The sequence below is a fragment of the Streptomyces sp. ME02-8801-2C genome, assembly GCF_033793965.1.
Taxonomy (GTDB): domain Bacteria; phylum Actinomycetota; class Actinomycetes; order Streptomycetales; family Streptomycetaceae; genus Streptomyces.
This window is the reverse complement of sequence record NZ_JARAXP010000036.1, coordinates 18,364-32,374: the sequence shown is the minus strand read 5'-3', so window position 1 is coordinate 32,374 and position 14,011 is coordinate 18,364. Positions and strand designations below refer to the sequence as shown.

Genomic DNA, 14,011 nt, shown 5'->3' with positions numbered 1-14,011 from the left:
CCACCCGGGCCGCGGGCATCGCCACGACGCTCGCGGGCAGGGCCGCCGCGGCTGCCGCTGCGGCCCGCGACGCCGCGAACAGCGCCGCCGAGCACGCCCTGAAGGCCGCCGACGCGGCCGACGACGCGGCGGACAACGCGGGCAAGGCGATCGAGTACGCCAAGCGCTCCACCGCGTACGCCGCCGCTGCGGTCACCGCGGCCAACACCGCCGCCGCCTCCGTCAAGGAAGCCCAGGAGGTGGAGAAGGCGGCCCGCGAGGCCGAGACCGCGCGGATCGCCGAGGACACCGAGATGGGCGTCGCCGTGGCACGCCAGCAGGCCCAGCTCGAGGCCGACGACACCCGACGGGCCGACGAGCAGCGCACCCGCGCGGACGCCACCAGCACGGAGATCAAGGATCTCGTCGCCGCCGCCGAGGCCGCGCTGCGCACCGGGGACACCGCCACCGCGGTCACCAACGGCCGCAAGGCCGCCGTCAGGCTGCTCGACTCGACCGGCGGCTGGACCAGGGAGGCCGCCGAGTACGCCCTCGCCGGCGCCGACGACGACATCGTCAACTGGATCAGCACGGACAGGCTCCTCGCCCAGGGCCAGGACGACCGGGAGGGGGTCCTCACCCTCGCCCAGCTCGGCACGCCCGCCATCGCCGAGGCCGCCTTCCAGGCGCTGGCCGGCACCGCGACGAACGCGGTCGGCGACTTCCTCACCAACGGCGCCGTCGAGGCGGCGGCCACGGACAACCGCGTCGCGGTCGCTGCCCTCCTGAACGCGAACCCCGGTGCCGCCGTCAGGGCGGGCGCCCAGGCCGCGTTGAACGACGGCGGTGCCCGCGCCCTGCACCGCTTCCTCACCGTGGAACTGCCGGCCGCCACCAAGGAGGACGACAACGTAGAGATCGTCCGCCTGCTCGACACCGGCGGCCCGTACATGAAGTCGGCGGCGCAGATCGTCCTCGAGGGCCCGGCCCGCATGCGGCGCGCCTTCGTCGTCAAGGACAAGTTCGGCGTCGCCCAGCTCGACGAGGACCACGCCACCCATGTCGCCGCGGTCCGCGCCGCCATCGCGCACGCCGCGCGGATCGCCGCGAAGGCCCTCGAGGACGCGGCGCGGGCGTCCAAGGCCGCCGCCGAGGCCCGCCAGGCCGCCGCCGAGGCGACCGAGTGGGAGAACAAGGCGAAGGGCTACGCCGCCGACGCCAACAACTCCGCGGCGGAGGCGAAGGCCAACGCGGACTCCGCCGACCGCTCGGCGGCCGCCGCAGCCGAGTCCGCCAAGTCCGCGCGGTCGGCGGCGTCCACCGCACGCGGTGCCGCACGCTCCGCGAACTACTCGATGAGCCAGGCGGTGGCCTCCGCCAGGCAGGCCGTGAACTCCGCCGCCTCGGCCCAGAGTTCCGCCACCGCGGCCCGTGCCTCCGCCATCCAGGCCGGCAAGGACGCGAAGGCCGCCTCCGCCGCCGCCAGCGAGGCCCGCGCCATCGAGGCCACGAAACGACGCGCCGAGGCGGTCGAGGCCGCCCGCAAGGCCGCCGAGGCGGCCCGGAAGGCCGCACAGGACGGCACCAACCCGTCCGACAGCACCGCGTACGACGACGACAACACCGGCGACACCAAGTACTGGGGCATGTGGCCCGAGGACATGGGCGACATGAAGGACTGGGCGTCGGCCACCGGGCACTGGAGCACGGTGCTGGGCGGGATCTCGCTCGGCCTCGCCCTCGTCGCCCCGTTCACCGGCCCCTTCGCGCCCGCCGTCGGAGCCGTCGCCCTCGGCGTCGGCCTTGCCTCCTGGGGCATGCAGGGAGTGAGCGCCCTCCTGTCCCTGAGCTACGACGGCGGTTGGAAGTCCCCACAGTTCCAGCAGGCGCTGGGCATCTTCGTGATCGGCGGTATCTTCCAGGGCAAGGGCGCGCTGCTCCGCAACTTCAAGGTGGGCGGCGAGACCCTGGCGAAAAACGTCGGGACGACGATCTCGAACGGCATCAGCGACGGGGTGACCTTCGTGACCGGTCTCCTCACCTGGTAGCCGTAAGGAACCCTCTGTGCTGACCTCTCACTTCTCCCGCGCCGACTGGTGGATCGCCGCCGTCGTGGCGGGCACCGCGGCGGCGGTGGCATTCCAGTCACTGATCCTCGAGCGCAAGAACAAGTGGAAGGTGGTCGTGCTCCCCCTGGGCGCCGCCCTCGCCATCGGCCTCGACTCGGCGGCACGGCAGTACGAGGGGAACACCCCTCTGATGCTCTACACCCTGGGCATGCTCGGCCTGGCCCTGACGCGGGTGGTCTTCGCCCGCTACATCGGCCGCCAGATCGGCCGGGCACGCGCCGGAGAGCCGGTGGAGGTACCGACCCCGGGCCAGATCACGATCTTCGTGGTGACCCTCATGGCGATCATGCTGGCCATCGCGGTGACGGTCTGAACGGAACGGCCACCGGCCGTACACAAAGGGGGAGGGGCGCCCGGCACAAGCCGAACGCCCCTCCCCACAACACGCACGCGTCCCTCCTGCTCCTCTACTCCCCCAAGAGAAGCCGCACCCGTTCCTGTCCGACCGCGAGCAGCAGCGTGGGCAGCCGGGGACCGGTGTCCCGCCCGACGAGCAGGTGGTACAGGAGGGCGAAGAACGTCCGCTGGGCGACCTTGATCTCGGCCGGGAGTTCCTTCGCCGTGGCGTCGGCGGAGAACCCGGCCTGGACCTTGGGCACGCCGTAGACAAGGTGGCTGAGCCCGTCCAGGGACCAGTTGTCGGCGAGTCCGTCGACCAGCAGCCGCAGCGACTGGCGCCCCTGCTCGTCGAGGGACTTGATCAGCTCGCTGTCGGGCTCGTCCCGCACGATGGTCCGCTGATCCGCCGGCACCTGGGTGTTGATCCAGGCCTCGGCCTTGTCGAGCCGGGGCCGCACCTCGTCGAGGGAGACCAGCGGATCGGCCGGGTCGAGCTCGCCCAGGATCCGCAGCGTCTGGTCCTCGGCACCGGCGGTGATGTCGGCGACGGAGGCCAGCGTCCGGTACGGCAACGGCCGTGCCGTACGCGGCAGTTCACCCGCGGCGGTACGCACCGCACGCGAGTGGGCGGCGACGTCGGCGGGAAGCGCCGACCCGTCCGCGACCTTGGCGTCGAGCTTGTCCCACTCGTCGTAGAGCCGCTGGATCTCCTGGTCGAAGGCGATCTTGAAGGACTGGTTGGGCCGCCGGCGGGCGTACAGCCAGCGCAGGATCTGCGGCTCCATGATCTTCAGCGCGTCGCCGGGCGTGGGTACGCCGCCCTTGCTGCTGGACATCTTGGCCATGCCGCTGATGCCGACGAAGGCGTACATGGGCCCGATCGGCTGCTTGCCGCCGAAGACACTGCCGACGATCTGCCCGCCGACCTGGAAGCTGGACCCCGGGGACGAGTGGTCGACACCGCTCGGCTCGAACACGACCCCCTCGTACGCCCAGCGCATCGGCCAGTCGACCTTCCAGACCAGCTTGCCGCGGTTGAACTCGCTCAGCAGGACGGTCTCGGAGAACCCGCAGGCGGTGCAGGTGTACGTCAGCTCGGTGCTGTCGTCGTCGTAGGCGGTGACGGTGGTGAGGTCCTTGCCGCAGCCGCCGCAGAACGGCTTGTACGGGAAGTACCCGGCGGATCCGGAGCTCCCGTCGTCCTCACCGGCGGCCCCGGACCCCTCGGCGGCCTCGAGCTCGGCGTCGTCGACGGGCTTCTGCGACTGCTGCGGCTTCTTGCCGGGACTGCCGGGAGCCTTCTTGGTCCGGTACTGGTCGAGGATGGCGTCGATGTCGGCCCGGTGCTTCATGGCGTGCAGGATCTGCTCGCGGTAGACGCCGGAGGTGTACTGCGCGGTCTGGCTGATCCCGTCGAACTCGACACCGAGCTCGGCGAGCGCCTCGACCATCGCGGCCTTGAAGTGCTCGGCCCAGGAGGGGTACGCGGACCCCTTGGGCGCGGGTACGGCGGTCAGCGGCCGTCCGATGTGCTCGGCCCAGGAGTCGTCGACGCCCTCGACCCCGTTGGGCACCTTGCGATAACGGTCGTAGTCGTCCCAGGAGATGAGGTGCCGGACCTCGTACCCCCGCCGCCGGATCTCGTCGGCGACGAGATGCGGGGTCATGACCTCGCGCAGGTTGCCCAGGTGGATGGGCCCGGAGGGCGACAGCCCGGACGCGACGACAACAGGTTTGCCGGGGGCTCGGCGCTCCGACTCCTCGATGACCTCATCCGCGAAACGGGAGACCCAGTCGGTGGTCTCGGTGCTCTGAGCCACGATCGGCACGTCCTCTTTTTCTGAGAGTTCCTGAAGGCCGGCCGCCTACGGTCGGACGGCTGACCTCTTCATTCTCCCAGGTGGGCCCAGAACCACGAAAACGGCTTTTCAGCGCGCCTCCGCGACACTGGGCCCCATGGCGGGCGGGCCCTACTTCCCGAAGCTGACCGGGATGTACTGGTCGTAGGACCGGTCGGCGGTGGCAGTGAAGTCGGCCCGCGTCACGATGGCGCACTTGACGTCGACGTCACACACAACGCCGTCCTGGATCTCGGCCCGAAGGTTGAGAGTGGTGACAAAGGAGCCACCCGCCCGGTACGGCAACGTGATGCCCGGTGTCCCGGTGTCACTGTCGGTGATCCTCCGCGAGGACCCGTCCTTGCTGTCCCGCCCGGGCAGACAGGGCGTGGGCAGTGAGGTGTAGGTCGAGGGATCCCCGACGACAACCCCGTCAGGAATGACACAGAAGGCCAGGAAGATCCCCTGCCCCCGGTTGTACCCGGTCCCGGCGACGTTCACGGTGCCACCGGCGGCGGGAAGGGTTGTGGGCGTGGCGGCGAGCTTGAGCCGATGAACCTGTCCGTCGGACCCGACAACGGTCCGCTGAGCGAACCCGACGGAGGGGACACCCGGAACTCCGGGCGTGGCGGCCCCGGCACTACCGACAAACCCGAGAACGAGTCCGGCGGCGACACCGAGGGCGGCGAGAATCTTGGTGGGGGGAGTCATGATCCCCATGCCTAGAACATGACTGCCGAGTAGGCAACGAAGACCGAAATGCTTTACCTCTCAAGCACAACTTCCCCACCACTGCCCACTGCCCACCACCACGACTGGTCACACGAGGTGATCAGCAGCCGATGGCGCCATAGGCGTGACGTACGCACACCTCCGCAACCGAAGCGACCTCCTCGCGCATCTCTGGCCCCGTGATCAGCGAACGATTCGCCGACGAGGAGACAGAGATGACCCCCTGGAGCCACGAGAACCTCACCACGTGCGCAGTCGTCGACCCCTACGCCGCACACCCCGACGGCCTCGACTACTTCCCGCCGCCGCCCAACCCCGCCCACCGCCTGGCCTACGCCCTCACCCCCCGCGACGAACAACGCCTGGCCCTCCACGCGGCACTGACGGTCGCCGGCATCCCCCCGATGCCGGAGGACAGAGCCGTGATCGACAGCCTCAGCGCCCTCCCGCCAGAGGTGAACAAGACCCTCCAACGTTGGCTGCACTGTGCCGGCCCGTACGGCATTTGAGGACAAGCCCGCACCCCTGCACACCCGACCCGCACCCCTGCACAGCGGGCCCGCACCCCTTCGCCGCCGACCCGCACCCCTGCACAGCGGGCCCGGGACCCTTCGCCCCCGGCCCGCACCCCTTCGCCCCCGGCCCGCACCTTTTCAGCGCCGGCCCGCATTTCCAGCCCGTCCGGCGTTTGAGGACAAGGCCCGTTCAGGGCCGTAGGGGGGCCTGGGGGCACAGCCCCCAGGAACGGGATGGGACGGGTAGGGGCGGCGGGGGCGAAAAACCCCACCCCCACCCCACCCGCACCCCCAAAAACCCCTTTGCCCCCCATGGGATACTGACCACATCCACCCGTACCCCCCAGGAGAACGGCACCCACTCCATGGCCCCGGTCAAGTCCCTCACCGCCACCGTCCACCAGCGCCTCGCGGACGCCCTCACGGCAACCCTGCCGGAGGCACACGCGGACCCGCTGCTGCGACGCAGCGACCGTGCGGACTTCCAGGCGAACGGCATCCTCGCCCTCGCCAAGAAGACCAAGGCCAACCCCCGCGACCTGGCGACCCAGGTCGTCGCCAACGTGACGTCCGCCGACCTGATCAAGGACATCGAGGTCTCCGGCCCCGGCTTCCTGAACATCACCCTCACCGACAAGGCGATCGTCGAGAACCTCGCGGCCAGGTCCGCGGACCCCGACGCCCGCCTCGGCGCCCCCCTCGCCCCCCACCCGGGCACGACGGTCATCGACTACGCCCAGCCGAACGTGGCGAAGGAGATGCACGTCGGCCACCTCCGCTCCGCGGTGATCGGCGACGCGGTGGTCCAACTCCTGGAGTTCACGGGCGAGAACGTGATCCGCAGGCACCACATCGGCGACTGGGGCACCCAGTTCGGCATGCTCATCCAGTACCTGGACGAGCACCCGCACGAGCTGGACCACAAGTCGGACGACGCGGCCTCGGAGAACAGCGGCGAGGAGGCGATGTCGAACCTGGACCGCCTCTACAAGACGGCCCGCAAACTCTTCGACTCCGACGAGGAGTTCAAGACCCGCGCCCGCCTCCGCGTCGTCGACCTCCAGGCCGGCGACCCCGCGACCCTCGCCATCTGGCAGAAGTTCGTGGACGAGTCGAAGATCTACTTCTTCTCGGTGTTCGAGAAGCTGGACATGGAGATCCGGGACGCGGACATCGTCGGCGAGTCGGGCTACAACGACATGCTGGACGAGACATGCCGCCTCCTGGAGGAGTCCGGCGTCGCAGTGCGCAGCGAGGGTGCCCTGTGCGTCTTCTTCGACGACATCAAGGGCCCGGAGGGCAACCCGGTCCCGCTGATCGTCCGTAAGTCCGACGGAGGCTACGGCTACGCGGCCACCGACCTCTCGGCGATCCGCGACCGCGTCTTCAACCTCAAGGCGAACAGCCTGGTCTACGTGGTCGACGCCCGCCAGTCCCTCCACTTCAAGATGGTCTTCGAGACGGCACGCAGGGCGGGCTGGCTGAACGACGAGGACGTCAAGGCCTTCCAGCTGGCGTTCGGCACGGTCCTCGGCAAGGACGGCAAGCCGTTCAAGACGCGTGAGGGCGAGACGGTGAAGCTGGTGGACCTCCTCGACGAGGCGGTGGACCGCGCGACGACCGTCGTACGGGAGAAGGACACCCTGGGTCAGCTCTCCGACGCCGAGGTCGCCGAGCGCGGCGCCCAGGTGGGCATCGGCGCGGTGAAGTACGCGGACCTGTCGACGTCGGCGAACCGGGACTACAAGTTCGACCTGGACCAGATGGTCTCGCTGAACGGCGACACGAGCGTGTACCTCCAGTACGCGTACGCCCGTATCCAGTCGATCCTGCGCAAGGCCGGCGAGGTACGCCCGCAGCCGCATCCGGAACTCGAACTGCACGACGCGGAACGGGCGTTGGCCCTGCACGTGGACGCGTTCGCGGAAACGGTGACGGACTCGGCGACGGAGTACGCCCCGCACAAACTGGCGGCGTACCTGTACCAACTGGCGTCGCTGTACACGACGTTCTACGACAAGTGCCCGGTCCTGAAGGCGGAGACCACACAGCAGGTGACAAACCGCCTGTTCCTGTGCGACGTAACGGCGAAGACCCTCCACCAGGGCATGGCCCTACTGGGCATCAGGACACCTGAGCGCCTCTGACCCCACGGCGGCAGCAACAGCCGTACGGAAGCCGGGCACCCGAAGTCGAACGGGCGCCCGGCTTCCGCCATTCCACTTCCGCACAAGCCGTTTACATACCCCCCAGGGGTACGTACGTTGAAGCTATGCCAAACCCACCCAAGCCCAGCCACGACACCTCGGCGACGCCCGCCACCTCAACTCCCGCCACTCGACCGGGCATCGCACACCACTGGCCCGTCCTGGCAGGCATCGCCGCAGCCGCGCTGATCGGGCTCGACATGTCCGAGGGCGTCGACGCGGCCCCGGCCCTGGCAGCCTCCGCGCTCATCTACTTCGGCGCCGCGGCGCTCCGGAAACCGTCCTCCGTGTGGCCGCTGTTCTTCGGCACAGTCGCCGTCATCTTCGCCACAGAGTTATGGGGCGGAGGAGATGTGGACCCGACCTGGGTGATCCTCGCCCTGGCCGTCCCCTTCCTGGCCTACGGCCTGCTGCAAGGCCGCCGAACCCCCAACGCCCCACCCCCGCACGGCGGCTGGCCGTACCACCTGACCGCGATGGCCGCGTTCGGCGCCGCCGCAGCGACAGCCCTGGGCGTGACGCAGACCGTGGGCGCGTACTTCGTGGCGGGCGGCCTGCTGGCCCACGCGGCATGGGACGCGTACCACTACCGCATCGACAAGGTGGTGACGCGCTCACTCGCCGAGTTCTGCCTCGTCCTCGACACAGTCATCGCCGCGGTCATCGTGATCGTGACGGTGACCGACTGAACGCCGAAGGCCGCCCGGAGGGAACCAGGCGGCCAAAACGCAGGGCACGGGGACGATGCCCTCGCCGCGAGCGTCAGATGTGCGCGGGGGCGAACTTCGGGTTGGGGCCGTACTTGTTCTCGCCCTGGTCGCCGTCGAGGCAGTAGAAGACCAGCAGCGTGATCGGGCCGACGAGCGGGATGATCCCGAAGAAGATCCACCAGCCGGAGCGACCCGTGTCGTGCAGTCGCCGGACGGTGACGCCCAGAGCCGGCAGCAGGATCGCCAGGTAGGCGACGGACACGATCCACAGCGCGTGGGCCGCGAAGCCGATGCCGAGCAGCACGGCGAAGATGATGCCCACGAACAGCGCGAACATCCAGTACTCCTTGCGACGCGCACGCCCGCTGAACACCGCGTACTTCTTGAGCGCCTCGATGAAGTAGTTCATTGCTTCCCCCCAGGGAACGATATGGGCCAACCGAGCGGATCAGGCCAGAGGGAGAAGCTACGGATACTGGCGGGAACTCGTCAATGGGGTTAGCCGTTGCAGGTCAGGGGCAGTAATCCGCTCACAAGCCAGATTCAACGCCCGCCCGTGGGCATCGATTTCAGGACAGATCCACGCAAGATCATCGATGACGTGGGCACCACCACGGGCCCTTCACGGCACCTACACCCTCCCGCCGCCGAACCATGGCCCGATCATTGCCAGTTCTACGCCGGTTCTAAGCCAGTCCGACGCGAATTCGAGGCCGCGCCGACACCGGACCGATCTCGAACCGTTGCCCGCTGACCAGCGTTTCCTTCCGCTCGGGCCCGTTGTCAGTGGCAGGCCCTACAGTCACCGACATGGCGACACTTCCCAATCCGCTGCCCCACCTCGCTGCCGACCCGACCGGCAGCACACTCGGCCTCGCTCTCCCCGCCGGGAGACTGATCGACACGACGGACGAGGGCCGTTGGCACGAGCCCCTGCTCTGGCACGCCGACGCGCCCTACACCCCTGGCGACTGGGCCGCGCACCACGACGCGTGGCGGGCCGCCGGGCTCGTACCGGTGGTCATAGAGGTGGACGGCGGCCAGGGCGGGCCGGAGAAGTGGGAGTTGATGCCCGCCGACACCTCGTACCCCGGGGACCACGACGCCGAGGAGGTCCTCGCCGAGTTCTGGGAGGAATACGCGGCGGAGGGTGAGGCCTGGCCCGGGCTGGCCACCGGTACAGATGCCGAATCCCTACAGGCCGACGCCGACGACCTGGTCGCCTGGTTCGCCGACTCGACCCTCGTCGTCGGCTCCTCCCTCAAGGAACCGCGCCTCGCCCTCGTCCCCGCCCGCCGTTCCGCCGACGTCCCCGCCGCCATCGGCTGGTCCGGCCCCGCGAACTACGAGAGCGACACGGCCCGCCTGTGCGCGGTACTCCGCTCCTGGGAGGACCGCTTCGGCATACGGGTCCTGGCGCTCACCTTCAACCAGTTGGTGCTGTCGGTGGCGGCCCCGCCGACGACCCTCGCCGAGGCCGAGGCGATAGCCGCCGAGCACTTCGCGTTCTGCCCGGACAACATCACGCAGGGAACCCACACCACCCTGCCCGCATACGCCGAACACGAACTGCTGGCCAAGCAGACCTGGTCCTTCTGGTGGGACTAGCCCCGGTAGGGGCGCGGGGAACTGCGCGACCAACCCCCACCGACCCGCAGCCAACGAACCGCGCGCGTGCCAACTCGCGGCACAGCCCTACCGCAACCCCACCCCCAACCGCCGCAACCCCTCCCCGATCTCCTCCGGAGTCTGGGTGACGAAGCACAGCCGCAGAGTCGCCCGGCCCCCCTCACCCACGAAGAAGGGCGCCCCCGGCACATACGCCACCCCTTGCTCCACCACGTCCCGCAACAGCGCACCGGTGTCGTACGACTCCGGAAGCCGGGCCCAGAGGAACATGCCACCCTCGGGCCGGGTCCAGGTCGACCCCTCCGGCAAGGCGTCCCCGATCCCGGCGAGCATGGCGTCGCGCCGCTCCCCGTAGACACCGGCCACGCGCCGCACATGGGCGTCGAGATCCTGGTCGGCCAGGTAACGGGCGGCGGCGAGCTGGTTGACGGTCGGGGTGTGCAGGTCGGCGGCCTGCTTGGCGACGGCACAGGCCCGCCGCAGCACCTCCGGTGCCCGTAGCCAGCCCAACCGCAGCCCGGGCGCCATGACCTTGGAGAAGGAGCCGAGCAGGACCGTACGGTCCTCCGCGCCCGGAAGGGAGGCGATCCACGGGACCCGCTCGCCCTCGAAGCGCAGCTCGCCGTACGGGTCGTCCTCGACGATCCACAGCCCGAGCCGCGCGGCCACCTCGGCCACGGCGGCCCGGCGGTCGGCCGGCATGGTCTGGCCGGTCGGGTTGCGGAAGGTGGGCACGGTGTAGAGGAGCTTGGGCCGATGCCGGACGACCAGTTCCTCCAGCGCCCCAGGATCGATCCCGTCCGCGTCCCCCGCCACGGCGACCACCTGGGCCCCGGCCAGCCCGAACACCTGAAGGGCGGCGAGATAACAGGGCGTTTCGACGAGGACGACGTCCCCGGGTTCGATCAGCGCGGTGGCGAGCAGTGACAGGGCCTGCTGGGAACCGGTGGTGACGAGGAGGTCGTCGGCGTCGGTGGGCAGGCCGCGCGCGGTGTGCCGTATCGCGAGCGCCTCGCGCAGGGCCGGCTCGCCCTCGGTCGTGGCGTACTGCAGGGCCCGCGCGGGCGTGTCCGCGAACACGTCCCGGAAGGCGGCGGCAACGCCCTCCGCGTCGAACAGCTCGGGTGCGGGCAGCCCGCCCGCAAAATTGATCACCTCGGGCCGCGCGGTGACGGCCAGGATGTCCCGTACGGCAGACCCGCCGACCGCCCGCGCCCGCGCGGCGAGCGCGGGCACGGAGGCCGAAGCGGAAGCGGAATCAGACGTAGAAGCGGCTGTCACCGGGGCTGTCATGGCGGCTCCTTCAGGTGGGCGGACAGACGAGCAGACGGGCGGACGACACGCCCCCTGCCCACACCCTAGAGAAATGCCTGCAACCTACAACCGCTTTTCCCGACCCGACCCGCCTCGACCTGAAGCAAGGCCGCACTCCGTCAGGCCTTCTTCCCACTCGCCCCATACACGTTGATGTCCGCGTCCGTGACATCGTTGATGTCGCGATAGCGGACCTTCTCGATGTCGTCCAGCGACTCGAAGTACGCGGCCTCGACCTCCTCCGGGACCGGCGCGCCACCGTCGGGACGCCAGTGGTGGGCGGGTACGACGCCCGGCTCGTCGAGGGTGAGCCCGTTCTCCTCGAAGAAGCGCTCCACCTCGGCCCGGGACCGCAGCACGAAGGTGAACCCCCGCTCGGTATACGTCCGTTGGACCGCGCGGATGTTCTCGGGGTTCAGGTCCTCGGTGAGATGGCTGAGGACGAGCCGGCTGCCGGACGGCAACGCGTCGACCAGCTCACGCACGATGTCGTAGGCCTCCGGCTCCGCCACGAAGTGCAGGACGGCCGCGAGGACGAGCGCGATCGGCTGGTCGAAGTCGAGGGTCTTGCGGGCGTGTTCGAGGATCTGCGCCGGGTCGGCCAGGTCCGCGTCGATGTAGTCGGTACGGCCCTCGGGCCCGCTGGTGAGCAGGGCACGCGCGTGGGCGAGAACGATCGGGTCGTTGTCGACGTAGACGACCCGGCTGTCCGGCGCGATGCGCTGGGCGATCTGGTGGACGTTGTCCTGCGTGGGCAGTCCGGTGCCGATGTCCAGGAACTGCCGGATGCCCTCCTCACCCGCCATCGCCGTCACCGCGCGCCGCATGAAGTCACGGTTGTGCCGGACGTCGAGGTAACCGCGGGGGTTGGCGGCGAGCGCCGCGGCCGCCGCGTTGCGGTCGGCCGGGTAGTTGTCCTTGCCGCCGAGGAAGACGTCGTAGACCCGGGCCGGATGGGCTTTGGTGGTGTCGATCCTCCTTCGCAGCTCGGCGGGGTCCTGACTGAGAGCATCGCCGCTCATGGGGCCTCTCCCTGGGGAGCTGATGTCCAAACCTCTACAACGGACAACAACCTATCCGCCGACCGCAGTTGATGTTCGAAATTCGAAAAGCGCCCCCCGGACCGTTCAGAGACCGTCCAGACGGTCCGGACCGTCCCGGAAGGCCCCTGAACGGGACGCCATCACCGCAGGTCAGCAGGCCGATGGACGGACAGGCGTCCCAGATTCCCGGCAGAACATGGCGCTGGGACGGATCACGCAACAAGCTGGTGCCCCACCCCCCTCCCGTCCCTCCCCTGAAAGGGCACCTCCATGTCCGTACGCACCTCCCGTACGCGCCTGTTCGCCGCCACGGCGGTCGCGCTCGTCGCGCTCACCACCCTCACGGCGTGCGAGGACGGCGAGGGCGTACGGGACGAGGGCCCGTCATCGTCGTCGGCCGAGTCCCCCCTGACACAGCAGCACGCACCGCACGCACCGCACACACCCGCACCTGAGCGGGCTCACAGCATGCGGGCGGCCTCGGTGGCCCAGTAGGTGAGGATGTTCTGCGCGCCGGCGCGTTTGATGCCGGTCAGGGTCTCGAGGATGGCCCGCTCCCGGTCGACCCAGCCCTTCTCCGCAGCGGCCTCGATCATCGAGTACTCCCCGGAGATCTGATAGGCGGCGACGGGTACGTCCACGGCGTCGGCGACGCGGGCGAGGATGTCGAGGTAGGGCCCGGCGGGCTTCACCATGACGATGTCGGCGCCCTCCTCGAGGTCGAGCGCAAGCTCCCTCAGGGACTCCCGGACATTGGCGGGGTCCTGCTGGTACGTCTTGCGGTCCCCCTTCAGCGAGGAACCGACGGCTTCCCGGAAGGGCCCGTAGAAGGCGGAGGAGTACTTGGCGGTATATGCGAGGATCGCGACGTCTTCCCGCCCGATCTGGTCAAGGGCATCCCGGACGACCCCGATCTGCCCGTCCATCATCCCGCTGGGCCCCACCACATGGGCCCCGGCGTCGGCCTGTACCTGGGCCATCTCGGCGTACCGCTCCAGGGTGGCGTCGTTGTCGACGCGCCCCTCCGCATCGAGAACCCCGCAGTGCCCGTGATCGGTGGTCTCGTCGAGACACAGGTCGGACATGACGAGCAGCTCGTCCCCCACCTCGGCCCGCACATCGCGGATGGCGACCTGCAGAATCCCGTCCGGATCGGTTCCGGGAGTCCCGAGCCCGTCCTTCTTGCTCTCCTCAGGCACCCCGAAGAGCATGATCCCGGAGACCCCGGCCTCGACGGCGTCCACGGCGGCCTTCTTCAGACTGTCCCGGGTGTGCTGGACCACCCCCGGCATGGCCGTGATCGGCACGGGCTCGCTCACCCCTTCCCGCACAAAGGCGGGAAGGATGAAGTCGGCGGGATGCAGCCGGGTCTCGGCGACCATCCGCCGCATGACAGGCGAGGTACGCAGCCGCCGAGGCCGCGCACCGGGAAAGGATCCGTACTTCGACATGCCCCCACGCTACGCCCAACTTTCCCAGCGCCGGGCCGCCCCCTCAGCCCGTCCGGCGTTTGAGGACGAGGCCCGTTCAGGGCCGTGGCGGGGGTCTGGGGGCGGCACCCCCCAGGCATGGGACG

The 14,011-nt window shown here is 69.8% G+C and carries 12 protein-coding genes and 1 pseudogene; 7 read left to right on the top strand and 6 right to left on the bottom strand.

All coding sequences use genetic code 11. The features are described from left to right. Nucleotides 1-2,027 (top strand): annotated as a pseudogene (locus PV396_RS43805) (hypothetical protein); the annotation flags it as partial. A gap of 16 nt (nucleotides 2,028-2,043) precedes the next feature. Further along, nucleotides 2,044-2,421 (top strand): hypothetical protein, encoded by a 378-nt coding sequence (locus tag PV396_RS43800; protein ID WP_319213962.1) that lies wholly within the window; start codon nucleotides 2,044-2,046, stop codon nucleotides 2,419-2,421. Nucleotides 2,422-2,515: 94 nt separating this feature from the next. Here PV396_RS43800 and lysS read toward each other — a convergent pair whose 3' ends face one another. Together lysS and PV396_RS43790 are read right to left on the bottom strand one after the other, a co-directional pair. Then, entirely contained in the window at nucleotides 2,516-4,276 is a 1,761-nt protein-coding gene (lysS, locus tag PV396_RS43795) for a lysine--tRNA ligase (protein ID WP_319213961.1), read from the bottom strand. 141 nt (nucleotides 4,277-4,417) lie between these two features. Then, nucleotides 4,418-4,996: a hypothetical protein gene (locus PV396_RS43790; protein WP_319213960.1), complete on the bottom strand. Its 579-nt coding sequence runs from the start codon at nucleotides 4,994-4,996 to the stop codon at nucleotides 4,418-4,420. 236 nt (nucleotides 4,997-5,232) lie between these two features. Here PV396_RS43790 and PV396_RS43785 point away from each other — a divergent pair, with 236 nt between their 5' ends. The 3 genes from PV396_RS43785 to PV396_RS43775 all read left to right on the top strand — a co-directional run bounded on the left by PV396_RS43785 (nucleotide 5,233) and on the right by PV396_RS43775 (nucleotide 8,428). After that, on the top strand, nucleotides 5,233-5,526 hold the full coding sequence (locus PV396_RS43785) for a hypothetical protein (protein WP_319213959.1): 294 nt from the start codon (nucleotides 5,233-5,235) through the stop codon (nucleotides 5,524-5,526). Between the two features lie 371 nt (nucleotides 5,527-5,897). Next, entirely contained in the window at nucleotides 5,898-7,679 is a 1,782-nt protein-coding gene (gene argS, locus PV396_RS43780) for an arginine--tRNA ligase (RefSeq protein WP_319213958.1), read from the top strand. Nucleotides 7,680-7,804: 125 nt separating this feature from the next. Further along, complete coding sequence (locus PV396_RS43775; protein WP_319213957.1) at nucleotides 7,805-8,428, top strand: hypothetical protein; 624 nt, start codon at nucleotides 7,805-7,807, stop codon at nucleotides 8,426-8,428. 73 nt (nucleotides 8,429-8,501) lie between these two features. On the opposite strand, the gene PV396_RS43770 is transcribed toward PV396_RS43775, so the two are convergent. After that, on the bottom strand, nucleotides 8,502-8,858 hold the full coding sequence (locus PV396_RS43770; protein WP_319213956.1) for a DUF805 domain-containing protein: 357 nt from the start codon (nucleotides 8,856-8,858) through the stop codon (nucleotides 8,502-8,504). A 401-nt stretch (nucleotides 8,859-9,259) separates the two neighbouring features. On the opposite strand from PV396_RS43770, the gene PV396_RS43765 reads away from it, so the two are divergent. Further along, a complete protein-coding gene (locus tag PV396_RS43765) occupies nucleotides 9,260-10,057 on the top strand; it encodes a DUF4253 domain-containing protein (RefSeq protein WP_319213955.1) in 798 nt (265 codons plus the stop codon). An 87-nt stretch (nucleotides 10,058-10,144) separates the two neighbouring features. Here PV396_RS43765 and PV396_RS43760 read toward each other — a convergent pair whose 3' ends face one another. Further along, complete coding sequence (locus PV396_RS43760; RefSeq protein ID WP_319213954.1) at nucleotides 10,145-11,371, bottom strand: PLP-dependent aminotransferase family protein; 1,227 nt, start codon at nucleotides 11,369-11,371, stop codon at nucleotides 10,145-10,147. Between the two features lie 140 nt (nucleotides 11,372-11,511). Further along, nucleotides 11,512-12,414: an SAM-dependent methyltransferase gene (locus PV396_RS43755; RefSeq protein WP_319213953.1), complete on the bottom strand. Its 903-nt coding sequence runs from the start codon at nucleotides 12,412-12,414 to the stop codon at nucleotides 11,512-11,514. Nucleotides 12,415-12,705: 291 nt separating this feature from the next. Here PV396_RS43755 and PV396_RS43750 point away from each other — a divergent pair, with 291 nt between their 5' ends. Continuing rightward, nucleotides 12,706-12,930, top strand: a complete 225-nt coding sequence (locus PV396_RS43750; RefSeq protein ID WP_319213952.1) for a hypothetical protein — start codon at nucleotides 12,706-12,708, stop codon at nucleotides 12,928-12,930. Here the strand turns inward: PV396_RS43750 and hemB are convergent. Then, on the bottom strand, nucleotides 12,897-13,886 hold the full coding sequence (gene hemB / locus PV396_RS43745; RefSeq protein ID WP_319213951.1) for a porphobilinogen synthase: 990 nt from the start codon (nucleotides 13,884-13,886) through the stop codon (nucleotides 12,897-12,899). The two genes, PV396_RS43750 and hemB, sit on opposite strands and share 34 nt — an antisense overlap. Between the last annotated feature and the right edge of the window lie 125 nt (nucleotides 13,887-14,011).